The sequence below is a fragment of the Mycobacterium sp. 852002-40037_SCH5390672 genome (genome assembly GCF_001665875.1).
Taxonomy (GTDB): Bacteria; Actinomycetota; Actinomycetes; order Mycobacteriales; family Mycobacteriaceae; genus Mycobacterium.
In genome coordinates, this window is sequence record NZ_LZTA01000041.1 from 85,830 (window position 1) to 98,374 (window position 12,545).

General features: G+C 64.3%; 11 protein-coding genes. All 11 read right to left on the minus strand.

Going from position 1 to position 12,545, the window contains the following annotated elements:
- Window positions 1–19 precede the first annotated feature (19 nt).
- The gene (locus A5782_RS07625; RefSeq protein WP_155764217.1) at window positions 20–232 is read right to left on the minus strand and encodes a hypothetical protein; all 213 of its coding nucleotides are present in this window, start codon (window positions 230–232) and stop codon (window positions 20–22) included.
- 1,037 nt (window positions 233–1,269) lie between these two features.
- Complete coding sequence (locus A5782_RS07635; protein WP_067097382.1) at window positions 1,270–1,656, minus strand: hypothetical protein; 387 nt, start codon at window positions 1,654–1,656, stop codon at window positions 1,270–1,272.
- 175 nt (window positions 1,657–1,831) lie between these two features.
- Window positions 1,832–2,737: an alpha/beta fold hydrolase gene (locus A5782_RS07640; RefSeq protein WP_082279355.1), complete on the minus strand. Its 906-nt coding sequence runs from the start codon at window positions 2,735–2,737 to the stop codon at window positions 1,832–1,834.
- A 65-nt stretch (window positions 2,738–2,802) separates the two neighbouring features.
- Window positions 2,803–4,833 (minus strand): CoA transferase, encoded by a 2,031-nt coding sequence (locus A5782_RS07645; protein ID WP_369815598.1) that lies wholly within the window; start codon window positions 4,831–4,833, stop codon window positions 2,803–2,805.
- A gap of 106 nt (window positions 4,834–4,939) precedes the next feature.
- On the minus strand, window positions 4,940–5,965 hold the full coding sequence (locus tag A5782_RS07650) for a serine aminopeptidase domain-containing protein (protein WP_231122551.1): 1,026 nt from the start codon (window positions 5,963–5,965) through the stop codon (window positions 4,940–4,942).
- A gap of 591 nt (window positions 5,966–6,556) precedes the next feature.
- Window positions 6,557–7,333 carry an SDR family NAD(P)-dependent oxidoreductase gene (locus A5782_RS07655; RefSeq protein ID WP_064878475.1) on the minus strand — a complete coding sequence of 259 codons (777 nt, stop codon included), beginning with the start codon at window positions 7,331–7,333 and terminating at the stop codon, window positions 6,557–6,559.
- A 4-nt stretch (window positions 7,334–7,337) separates the two neighbouring features.
- The gene (locus tag A5782_RS07660; protein ID WP_064878473.1) at window positions 7,338–8,780 is read right to left on the minus strand and encodes an MmgE/PrpD family protein; all 1,443 of its coding nucleotides are present in this window, start codon (window positions 8,778–8,780) and stop codon (window positions 7,338–7,340) included.
- A 47-nt stretch (window positions 8,781–8,827) separates the two neighbouring features.
- Complete coding sequence (locus A5782_RS07665) at window positions 8,828–9,247, minus strand: carboxymuconolactone decarboxylase family protein (protein ID WP_064878471.1); 420 nt, start codon at window positions 9,245–9,247, stop codon at window positions 8,828–8,830.
- Between the two features lie 34 nt (window positions 9,248–9,281).
- Window positions 9,282–10,559 (minus strand): cytochrome P450, encoded by a 1,278-nt coding sequence (locus A5782_RS07670; protein ID WP_064878468.1) that lies wholly within the window; start codon window positions 10,557–10,559, stop codon window positions 9,282–9,284.
- A gap of 3 nt (window positions 10,560–10,562) precedes the next feature.
- Complete coding sequence (locus A5782_RS07675; RefSeq protein WP_064878466.1) at window positions 10,563–10,997, minus strand: nitroreductase family deazaflavin-dependent oxidoreductase; 435 nt, start codon at window positions 10,995–10,997, stop codon at window positions 10,563–10,565.
- Between the two features lie 38 nt (window positions 10,998–11,035).
- The gene (locus tag A5782_RS07680; protein ID WP_064878464.1) at window positions 11,036–12,505 is read right to left on the minus strand and encodes an aldehyde dehydrogenase family protein; all 1,470 of its coding nucleotides are present in this window, start codon (window positions 12,503–12,505) and stop codon (window positions 11,036–11,038) included.
- Window positions 12,506–12,545: the final 40 nt, after the last annotated feature.

The window sequence follows — 12,545 nt, forward strand, 5'->3', positions numbered from 1 at the left end:
CCCCATACGGCCGCCGGGTTCAGCCGCGTCCATACACACGGCGCACCCGCACAGCTCGGCTCATGCCGTCGACGAGCATCAGACCGTCACGGGTAACAGTCGCCTCCGGGCGGTATGCATAGTGGTATTCGTAGTGGTACTCAGCCTGCTTCCACTTCGAGCCGTCGGTCATCTCGACGAACGTCTTTCCGTCCCAGCCATTCCAGGCCCCTTTGACGGTCATCGTGGTCATCTGATTCTCCAATTGCACTCACGGGTTGCTACTACGACACCCGCACTAGGTACCGACACTCGGCCGCAACCACAGCGAGGTCGCGCTTGGGCTCACCCCAGACCACCTGGACGTGCCCCAAACCCTCGCGGAGTCGCCTGCTGAGTCTCAGATGAGAAGTCGCTTGCCCCTAGTTTGCATCTGGAAAGCAGCACGCGATTTATTTTGCTCTGTATCCGGCGTGTCTGCCGCGAATAAGGGCCTGTTATTCACGCTCTACAGCGGATGACATGCTAGTTTATGGTGCAATTGCTCGCGATTTATTTGGATGGAGATGGATAACCGCGTTGTGCCGTTACGGTCCGCTAGCTCGGCCCGTAACCGCGGCGTGCGTCAGCCCGTCCAGACCGTCACCGCGGTCTGCCTGCGGCCGCAATGCCGCGCCGAGTTCCAACGCAAGCTGTCCCGCGGACGGCGGCAGGACTACTGCTCACCGCAGTGCCGCCATCTGGCAGATTCTGAGCGCCGCCGCGCACAGGCGAAGCTCAAGCACTACGAGCAGAACACGCAAAGGTTGCGCACCGATGTTGAGGCGCTGAACCCGAACGGCAGGGGCCCCACAGCGCCCTCCGACGACGCTCCATTGGGCCCGTCATCCATCTGCTCGGACCTCCAACTTGCCAGAGCTGTAGGCCGCGCCGAAGCTACCCTCTCACTGTCTGACCAGATGCCGGACGCCCGGAATGCATTGGCTGCTGAACTGGAGGCCCTCGTCGAGGCCGTCCAGAGGCATCTCGATTTGCGATGACAGTGAGGCCCCCGAGAGGGCCTACCGGTGCGGAAATTAGGGCGCTAAAAGAGGTCCCTTTAGCTTCGCAAAGCAGCCGAGATCGCGCGGTGCATCACCGTAGACAGGCCGTGCGTGCGTAATAGGCCCGATGGTCTGGGGGCGAATCCGCATGCGGACCGCCTTCGCCACGAAGGTGGGGGCCGCGTCGATGAACAACCGGCTCGGCAGCTCGGCGGATTCGGCGCGCAGGTAGCGTCCAACTGGTGGGCTACCTCAATCGGGGCGCCTGAAATGCCAGATTCGAGATGACACGGTCGATGGCCGGCGTGTCGAACATTGAGAGGTCGAATAACGCGTCGGTGGACAATTGGCCGCTGAACATTGGTACCGAAATGTTGTATGGCTCTGGCGGTTTGCCGTCTGTTTCGCCGAGTTGGATGCGGCCGCGTTTGCGGTTGGGCATTGGGTCTGTCACTTCGATTAGTCCAAACTCGGCCAACTCGTGGAGGGAGACATAGGCCTCGTCGGTGAGCCCGAGCAAGCTGTAGCGGAACTGTTCGGCGAGGAACATGCTGGTGCTGCGGTCGTGCAGGAGCCGGAGGTCGGCCACATGGCAGAGCACCAGGAACGTCACCAGCTCGTTGGGGGTGAGCACCAGATGCCATCCGGCGGTGAAGAACTCAGTGGGGATGCAGAGGTGCTTAGGCGCGGTGGGGGTGCCCCGCGGGATGGTCTAGCCCCGGCCGGATCCGTCTTCGCGTCGGAATTTGAATTGGCGTAGCGCTGCCCCGTGTCGCTGAGGGAGACGAATCAATCATTGACCGCTTTGGTCACCTTCTGTGTTGAGTGGGTATCGAGGCAAGGAATCCGGTGATCGCTTCGGCCAGTCCACGCGGGTTGCTTGACTGAATGGTGTGACCGGCATCGGTGACCCGGCTCCACGTCGCACCGTCGATCAGGTCGGCGAGCTCGCCGGCTGCGGCGTCGGACACGACCCTGCTGCGGTCACCCCGCAGGACGATGGTCGGGCAATGGATGCGGCGCGCCAACTGCCGCATCTCGTCCCCGACAGGTAGCTGGGTGTTGCCCAAATGGAACTGCGAGTCATCGTATTTGAAGGCCAGTCGTCCGTCGTCGCGCCAGCGCAGGTTGCTCGCCACGCTGTCGCCACCCGGCCCGTCACCGGCAACGAAATCGTCGACCTCCTCTAGGTTGGCGAAGGATGGCTGCGATGTGATGAAGCCCCGGACCGAGTCGGTTGCGGATTTGTCGAGGTCGGCTCCGAGGTCGATGACGATGAGACCGGCGAGTTCGGGGGCGCCTCGAGCAGCCCAGGCCATCGCGCCCATGCCGCCCATCGAATGCCCCACCACGACAACTCTTTTCAGACCCAAGAGCTCCGCGGTTGTCGAGATATCGTCGGCTGTGTGCTCTGCGCCGTAGCGGCCGGGCGACCACTGGCTTTCGCCGTGACCACGCAGGTCGAGCGCAATGCAGCGGGCATGGTGACGCAGCAGGTTGCCGACGACGTCGAACGTGTGGGCATGCAGACCGCCGCCGTGCAGGAAGATCACCGCAGGATCGGCACCGGCGCCTGGCCATTCGAGGTAGTGAACGCCGACGCCGTCGGCGCTGACGATCATTGCCTCGGCGGGCAGGACAAGACCCGCAGGATCGACACCGTGCCGCTGCGCGGTAGCCAGTAGACGGGCGTAACGGGCGCCGAAGGATTCCATCCGCAGGGTCCGCGCCGTCGGCCTGTCCGGGGCGGTGGAGGGCCGCGGGCGACGGATCCGGTCGGTCACAGGCCCGCTGGGCGGCCGCTGATCGCGCCGACCCCCTCCAGGGCGGACAGGTCGTCGGCCGTCTTCATCAGTACCTCGGTCAGTACTTCGGCGGTGTGCTGCCCGTAGAGCGGCGCCGGCGTGGTGATCCATCTGCGGGGACGCCCCGCGAAGGCGAATGGCAAGCCGATGGTCTTGAAGCGGCCAACGACGGGATGGTCGACGACTTCCCAGAAGCCCCGGGCCTCGAGCTGTTCATCGTCGAGCAAGTCGGCGGCAGACACCACCGGGGCGGCGCCGAGCCCGCGTGCGCGCAGGCAGGCCACCACCTCGGCTGGGCTGCGGTGCGTCGTCCACTCTGCGATCAGTTTGTCGATCTCATCCGCGCGCTCGCGGCGGCCAGGTTCGCGTCGAAAGCTTAAGTCGACGCCCAGGTCTGGGCGCCCGATCACCTCGGCAAGGGCGGGCCATGTGTCGTCCTCGAGTACCGCCACCGCCACCCAGGCGTCGTCGCCTGCGTACCGAAACACACCCTGTGGGCTCGCGTGGGGACCGCGGTTTCCGTTGCGGCGCAATGTGACTCCGTTCAGCGAGTGTTCCAGGACCGCCTCAGCGGCGGCGTTGAGGGCCGCCTCGATCATCGTTGACTCGATGTGCACGCCGATACCGGTGCGATCCCGGATCTGTAGTCCGGCGATCGCCGCAAACGGCGCGTGCAGGCCTGCGAGGGGGTCGCAGACTCCCCGGGGGATCAGCGGAGCTGCGTCCGCAGTTCCGGTCATCCAGGCCATGCCGCTGGCCTGTTCCATGGTCTGGGCGAATCCGACGCGGTCACGCCCGGGACCGTCCAGTCCGAACGCCGGCATCCGCACCATAGTGACTTGGGGATTGGCGGCGTGCACGGTGTCCCATTCGAGGTCGAAGTTGGCCATCACCCTCGGCGAGAAGTTCTCGATGACCAGATCGCTGTGCGCAATCAGCTCGAGTGCCGTCTGGCGGCCCTGCGGTGTGCTCAGCTCGAGACTGACGCCGCGCTTGTTGGTGTTGCTGCACTGGAAAACCGGTCCCCACTCCCACGACTGATCCCAGCTGGGCGAACGGCCGCCGGCGAATCGCATGCCGTCAGGGCGGCGCACGCCTTCGATCTTGATGATCTTTGCTCCCAAGGCGGCCGGCAGCTGGGTCGCCATCGGCCCGGCCCAGAAGGCGGTGAGGTCGCTGACCCGAAGACCGGTCAACGGAAGTGCGCCCGTCGGGTGCTCGCTGGCCGCCCGTGGGTCCGTGCGTGCCGACCACGACACCTCGCCGTTGTCGGCACCCAGATCCGGCGCGAGGGCAAGAGGCCGGACTTGGATAGCCGAGCTGCGGTAGGGGACTCGCGGTCCGACGGCTCCGGTTCGTGATTCGAGGAAGACACCGCGAACGACGAAATGGTCGATCGTCGTTATGGTCTGCGGGCTGGCGATGGGGGCTACCGGAATCCGGAAGGCCGCGGCCCGTTCCACGATGTCGGTGGTGGTCTTGTCAGCGGCCCAGTCGTTGACCATCGCGAGGAATTCGTCGCAGCGCCTGATCCGTCCGGCCATCGACGCCAAGTCGTCGTCGAGCAGGTCGGCGCGCTCGATGAGCACCAGGAAGTCCTGGAACTGCTGCGCCGTGATAGTGCAGAACCCCACCAACCCATCGGCGGTCGCCACGATGGACAGCAGTTCGAAGCTTCTGTTGCCAAGGTCCTGATCGTCGCCGAGCACGCTGGCCGACGCCGCCCCCAACGAGCCCACCGCGATGACCATCGCCTCGTAGATGGAGAGGTCGATCGTGGCGCCGGTACCTGTGCAGCCGGCATGGCGAACCGCGGCCGCCGCAGACACCGCCGCGAATGCTCCCGCAGTCCACTCGCCGATGCGCCCGCCTGCCTGCACAGGCATCGAACCCGGCCTGCCCCGGCCGCCGATTGATCCGCGCAGCCCGAAAATACCGACATGTAGGGCGGTGCCGTCAACAGATGTGACCGGCTGTTCACAACCGGCTGTCAATTCTACAACCATCTCGCTACGCCTCCTCGGCGGTGATTTCGTGCGGTCGCTACAGACACTCGCGGGCCGATAACCGATGCGGTGAACGCGGCGGTGGATCGGAAAAAGCCACTGCGCACTAGTGATTGGCATCCGCGGATCCACCGAGTAACACCGCTGGCAGCCACGCCGCAATGCGGTCCCAGAGACGAGTGCGCGTGGATGCCAGGTTGTGCGCGTGGGCGGCACCCTGAGCGACGAAGGTGGTGATGTCAGTGGCCGACGGGTAGTTCAACGCTTCCGCGCGCGGATCGCTGGCCATGTCACGCACTCCGCCGAACCCGAGGAACACGGGCACGTCGATGCCAGCGGCACAGGCTTCGACGATGCCCGCCGTCATTATCTCGGCGACCACGCGGACCGGTATCCGCGTGGCGTGCGCTTCGTCGGCGGCGATCACCGGCTCTGGAACATCAGCGGCGTAAAGCATGTCGCGAAGGGGACCGCGCGGGATCGTGCACGATAACGCATCGTGAGCCGCACCGGTCATCGTCCGTATCAGCATCTCGTTTTGTCGCATCGCGGCTTGTAGGCCCATTCCCGAATCTGCGGTCGCCACGTGTTGTTCGATCCCACCCGGCGCATTGACGTAGCTGCGGGCGGCATAGCCCAGCAGCACCAACGCATCGAAAGGCCGAACCGAACCGTCGCCCGCATGCGCGGCGAGGGCCAGCCCGGCGCCAAGCGAATGGCCGACTCCCACAACGGGAACCGACATCGCGGGCAGGCTCGAATGCAGTGTCTTACTAGCCGCACGCGCCCGTACCTGGTTGACCACTTCGGCGTCGCCTCGGGCCAGCATCGCAGCGGTCACTTGTCCCGCAGCAACGGGGTCCGTACTGTCGCCCACCCCAAGGTGGTCGACGGCCACCACCACGTACCCGCAGGCCGCGAAGTGCTCGGCGAAGCTGTAGCCACGGTAACCGTGCACCTGCAGATGCCAGTAGTGCTTGTCGTAGCCAGCCCCGGCCAAACAGACGAGGATGGCGCGAGGCGGGACTGCCTGCTTCGGTATGAAGAGCCAGGCCCGTTGCTTGAGCTGCTCGCCCCCTCCGACCGCGGCGGTGACGTTGAAGTCGAGCTCGGCCCGCCGGATTTCACTCACCCTGTCGACAACATCGGCTTCACCCCCTCGCGGCCGCATCGTCAACTCGCGAGGGATCAATCGACGTCTCCGGTTTGTCGCTTACTCAAGGTCGTTCCTTTCTGACGAGTGGCCGCCGTGCGCCCCGCGGCGATGATCGGGCCCACGTGGTTATTCCGGGCGGGGATCGAGCATGAGCTCCTGCCACGTCTCGGCCGTGCGCATGTTCTCGCCCGTCGCTAAAGTGCCCGGCTCACCGTGTGGGGTCACAAAAGATCCCGTGGGCCGGTCCATAGCTGGTCAACCCCGCCGCTGCAAGCCGTACGAACAGAACGCTGCGTCGGTGGGTCTGCATGGTGGCCGCCTACTCAGCAATCGGTTCGACATGCCGAATGCTTGCGCCAGACAACGGTTCCAATGCTGAAAGTGCCTCGTTTCCAAGCGCAATCACTAGCTGGTTACTCCGAACACCGCCACCCGATGGTTGAGATCCCACGACCACCATCACCGGGATACCATCGGAACCGTCGGGTCTGCCGGCCACTGGGCTGCTGATACCGGCACTATTCGACTTCCTTCGCTGACAGCCAGTTTGGCCCGCCTACAGGCGGACTACTTGGCGACGTAGCCGCCGTCGATGGGCAGCAGCACCCCGGTGATGTTCTTCGCCTCGTCGGAGCTGAGGAACACCGCCGCGTCAGCGCAGTCCTCTGCCGTGATGACCTGACCAAGGGGATGAAGCTGGGCGACGTAGTCCACCACGTTCTGATCGGCGGGTTCGAACTTCTTGTCGTCGGTCGCCGAAAAATTTGTCAGCGGCATGCCGGCCGGGCAGATCGCGTTCACCCGAATGTTTTGCGCGGCAAACTCAATGGCAAGACCCTTCGTCAACTGGTTGACAGCCCCCTTGGTCGCGCCGTAGAGGACGCTCCCGAAGCCGACCATGCCCGCGACCGAGCCGGTGTTCAGGATCACCCCACCGGTGCCCTGCTTCTTGAACTGGCGGATCGCGTACTTGCTGCCGTAGAAGACACCGCTGACGTTGATCTGGAGCAATTTCTGCCACTCCGCGTCGGTGAAGTCCTCGGCCGTGCAACCGGGCTTCAGCCCAGTGATCCCGGCATTGTTGTGCATGATGTCCAGTCGGCCGAAGTGGCTCACCGTCGCGGCCACCACCGCCTCGAGATCACCTTCGACGGACACGTCGCAGGGAACCCCGATCACCGAACTCTCAGGGGCACCAGCGAGTTCGAGGGTCTGGTCGACCCAGTCTTTACGCACGTCGGCGCACACGACCTTCGCTCCCTCTGCCAGGAAGCGAAGAGCCGTGGCACGCCCGACGCCGGAACCCGCCCCAGTGATGATGGCGACTTTGTCGTTGAGTCGCATCGTCTCAGTGCCGGCTTCCCACTCGGTGGAAGGTGAGAATGTCCATCAATTCCAGGATGTCGCGCTGCTGGTCGAGGTTGAGCACGAGGTCCTCCACCCGGTCGGCGGTGGCGGTGTCCAGCATCCACTCCAGGTATGGCCTGCTGACCTTGCGGATCTCCTCGGTACTCAGCGGAGCTTCCGGGGAACCCAGCCAGCCGTCAAGACGCTTGGAGTAGGTCTGGCCAGAGGTAGTGGTAACAAACACCTCCGCACCCGGGTCGTGCACACCGAAGTCTTCGTGATCTCCGGTAGCGACGATCTTGCCCATCGCCTCGCGGTAGCGCGGATCCTGAAGTGAGGAAAGGTCTTCGAAGGTCTGCTCGCTGATCCCGCCCTTAAGCATCACCTCGGCCAGCAGATAGTGCACGCTGAATCGCGACCCCTGCAGGTCGACCGGGTCCGGCGTGATGCCGACGGCCAGGTTTCCGATCACGCCCTGGCGGGTCTTGACCGACTCGATGTCCTCGTAGCTCAGGTTGTGCTCAGACATGAGCAGCCCCAGCGCGTCGATCGAGGTATGCGCGTAGGTACAGGCCGAGTACTTCTTGATGCAGGCCCGATTGATGCGGTACGGCGCGATGCCGAGATCGGCATCGATGATCGACAGATCAATCTGGTTATTGGCGATCAACGGTGCATACAGGCCGGACTTCCCTTCCAGCACACCGAGCTCCCCGGTGGCGCCGAGCCGCGCCAGCAGCGCCGACTGCACGCCCATCTTGGCGGTGTGACCGGATTCGATGAAGTGGGTGTCGCAGCCGGCCTGCCCCAGGCCACACGCCCAGGAACCCGCCATGGTGATGGCGTGCTCGGTGCGCCGGGCGTCGAGTTTGAGCAGTTTAGCCGCCCCCGCCGCAACCCCGAGCGGACCGAACCAGGTCGGGGGGCAGATGTGCACCGACATCAGCGCCTGACCGGGACCGGCAGAGTTGTACCGCGAGGCCACTTCCCACGCGGAGATCGCCGCGGTGATCAGGTCCTTACCGCTCGAGGTTTGCTTCTGCGCCAGCGGGAACAGGCCCGGCAGCACCCAGTAGGCACTGGTGAAGTTGGGCATCTCGTTGTCCTCGAGTTCCGAGGAGTGCGCGAACGTGGCATTGGCGAACGCGGCGTTCTCCACCGTCGTGCGGTAGCCGGCGCCCACCACACCCGCGTCGGGAGCACCACCCTGTTCGGCATAGTAGGTGGTCAGGATCCGGGCCGCGGGTTCGCGGCACCCGGCCAGCATGCCCGCAATATTCTTGAGCAGCAGCGCCTTGGTGAACTCGACGGTCTGCGGATCGAAATCCTTGTAGTCGACCCGCTCGACCCATTCAGCGACGTTCTGCGCCCGGCGCTTCTGTGGATCCTTATTGGCCTTAGCCTCGACGTATTCTTTCCTGGCATCTTCCAAAGTGTCAGTCATGACGCTTCTCTCTTTCCGATCTTGTTGACTGTTGATGGTTTTGGAGTTCAGCTGTTCTCGGCTGCAGCCTTGGTGAACAGTTCCTGGATGGCCTCCCCTGCGACGCGCAGCGCTTGCACAGCTTTGGGAACGCCGATGTAGGGAATCAGATGCAGGAGGATCTCAAAAATGTCCTCATGGGAATGCCCATTGGCCAAGGCGGCCTCGACGTGCAACTTCAATTCCTCTGGGGCACCCATCGTGGCCAGCGACGACAGGCAGATCACGCTGCGCGTCTTGAAATCCAGGGTGTCACGCGCCCAGGCATCGGCATAGCAATGTTCGACGGTGATGCGCTGGAAATCGTCGACGGCCTTAAAGCCGGTCTCCCTGGTCTTGTCCCGCCACGAGGGACCGAAAATGTTGTCGAGGATCCCCGCACCTGTCTCATAGCGGGACGATTCTTGAACGGTGCTCTCAGTGGTCACGTGATGGCCCTCTTCTTTTCTTTGTGGTTGGTTGTCATTGAGGAACGCCCGGTAGATCCCAGACCACCGGCACGCTGGTGACCCCCCGTTCGTACATGCCGATGATGCGCGGGGTCTCGGCGTCGGGGTCCAACCGCAGCCCGGGCAGCCGTTGAGTCAATGCCGTTATCGCAGCAGAGATTTCAGCGCGTGCGACATGTTGACCCAGACAAACGTGGGTTCCCCGGCCGAACCCGAGATTCGGCTGAATCGGCCGGTCCGGGAGAAACTCGTCGGGGCGGTCCCAGCGCAGCGGGTCCCGATTGGCCGCGGCGAAGCACGCATGCACAACCGCACCCTTCGGAATACGCACTCCCCCCAGCGTGGTGTCGCAACGCGCGAACCGCCCGAACGCCGGATCGGTCGGCATCCACCGCAATGTCTCCTCGACAAACGGATGGACCAGTCCCGGGTCCGCCACCACGCGTGAAAGCCACTCGGGGCGCTGCAGCAGCGTCAGCATCGTGATGCCCAGTTGCTTCCAAGTCGTGCCAGAGCCGGCCGCCAACAGCAGCAGCGAGAACATCTGGACTTCCGCGTCTGAGAGATGGTGCCTGCTGCCGTCCTCGTCTTGGAATTCCTCACTGACCAGCATGCTGATCAGGTCGTCGCGCGGGTCAAGCCGACGGGCCTCGACGATCGGTTTGACGATCTCGGCGATCGCCGTAATCCCGGCGGCGTCGGAGACGATCGCGGCGCGCACCTGCAGCGCCTCCTCCACACTGACGCCGAAGCTGCTACAGATGGTCAGCAGTGGAATCGGTGCGAAGAACTCGACGTTGAGGTCCGACTTGCCCTTGCGCGCAATAAGGTTGAACAGCGCTTCGACGATGTCGTCGATCCAGTTGTCCACCCACCAACCGGCCCGCTTGGGCGTGAACGCGTTTCGTACCAATGACCGCAACCGGCGATGGCGCTGGCCGTCCATGAACAGCAACAGCGCCTGACTCTCGTACTCTGCCGATCCCGGTTCATGCTGGGACGCGGCGAAGGTTTCCGGATCCTGCAGCATCTCACTGCACGTGGCGTAGTCGAACGCCGTGAAGTGCGGACGCTCGTCGAACGGCAGACCGGAAAAGAACGCGGGTCCGTCATAGCCGACGAGCTCGCCCGGGGTGCCCGCGTGTACCGGCCCGCTCTCCCGCAACTCGTTGAAGGCGGGGTAGGGATCGTCTTCAAACGACCCGCCGCGCATCTCGTAGACCTCACTGCGCAGATCGAACAGCTCCTTAAGCCGCTTCGGATCGAGCGCAATTATCTCGTTGGACAGCATCTTTCAGGCCCTCTCCAGCACCACGACGGGGATCACCCGGTCGGTGCGGGTCTGGTAGATGTCGTAGCTGGGCCACGCCTCGGCCATCAACTGCCACAGCCGCTCGCGTTCCGGCCCCTCGGCGGTGCGCGCAGTAGCCTCGAAGCGATCGCCCTTGACCTGTACGTGGACTCGTGGGTTAGCCACCAGGTTCAGGTACCACTGCGGATGCGCGGGGGCTCCGCCCTGCGATGCGATCACGACGTATTTGTTGCCGTCATCGCCGTCGGCAGCGCAGATCAGCGCCGTGTCCCGCTGCTGGCCGCTGTGGCGGCCAATGGTGGTCAGGATGAGAGTCGGCACACCGTTCCACAGGTAACCGACCTCACCGCCGGTCTCGCGGTAGCGGCGCACGTGGTCGGCACCGAACAGCGAGAGGTCGAGATTGGGGGTCGACATTACTGTATTCCCTTCAGCAACAAGTGAATTTGAAGTGGTCAAGGCCCAACGACCAGGTGTTTGACCTCCTGGTACTCGCGCAGGCCAGCCACACCGCGTTCCCGACCGATCCCGCTTTGCTTATAGCCGCCGGTCGGCGTGTACGCCGTAGGGGCCCCACGGTTGACATGCACGGTGCCCGACCGGATCCGTTGTGCGACAGCCACTCCGGCCGGCAGGTCGGCGGTATAGACGCCCCCGCCCAGTCCGTACTCCGAGTCGTTGGCGATGGCCACCGCCTCGTCAAGGTCGCGGTATCCCTGAATCGTGACCACGGGTCCGAACACTTCTTGCTGCGCAACCGGATTGGAGTTGTCCTCGATGCGCAGCACGGTCGGCTCGATGAAGTACCCCCGTTCCAGGCCCGCGGGCCGCCTTCCTCCCGCAACTACTTGCGCACCGGCCTTGATGCCGGCGGCAATGAGGTCCTCGATCCGCTCTCGCTGCCCAGCCGAGATGACCGGACCGATCATTGTCTTTTCGTCACTGGGGTCACCGACGGGCAGGAATGGAAGAACTGAGGTGATCTTCTCCAGCGCGGCGTCCACGGCGTCTTGTGGTACCAGGACTCGGGTCTGAGCGGTGCAGGCCTGGCCAGAATGCGACGCGAACACGGTGAGGACTCCGGTCCCGACCCGCTCGAGCGCGTCGGGCAGGTAGAGCTGGACTGATTTGCCGCCCAGTTCCAGGATCATGCGTTTCACGGTCGGCGCAGCCTGTGCGCCGATCTGGCGCCCGACGACCGTGGACCCAGTGAACGAGACACAATCGACGCGCGGATCGCTGGTGAGCTGCAGTGCTCCCGAGGTGCCCTGCTCGACCACGACGTTGAGGACGCCGGGCGGCAGATCAGCGGCAAGCGCAGCCTCACCGAGGGCCAGCGCAGTCAACGGGGTGAGCGGACTCGGACGCAGGATCACCGAGCAGCCGGTTGCCAGCGCCGAGAAAACCTTCCAGATATTGGTCTGCAGTGGGAAGTTGTACGGGGTGATGGCGGTGACCACGCCGACAGGCTCATAGCGACGGATGCTGAGCAGAACGTCTTTGGCGGTCACCAAATCGCCCAGCGGCATCTCGTTGTGCTCCCACTGCGGCAGACCACTGAAAAGTTCGGGGAGTTGTCGAGCCTGGTCCAAAGCCATGCCCACCTGGGCGATGCGGGCGATTCCCAGCGGGGCGCCGACCTCGTGGACGGCCGTTTCAACCAGCTCCTCGCGGCGCTCCTCGAGCCATTGCGCCATCCGTCCGAGCGTCTCCAGGCGCTCGGACACCGACCTGTCCGCCCACACACCACAGTCGAAGGACCTGCGTGCGGCGGCGATGGCCGTTTCCACCTGGTCCGCTGACGCGGTCGCCACGGTGGTGAGAATCTCCTGGGTCGCCGGGTCCTCGACCGGCAACGCCACTCCGTCGCCGGCGACGGCGCGGCCGTCGATCAGCAACCGGTCCACCTCGAGGTGAACGACCATCCCGAGAATTCCCCTATCTGCTGATATTTCAGCGTTCTAG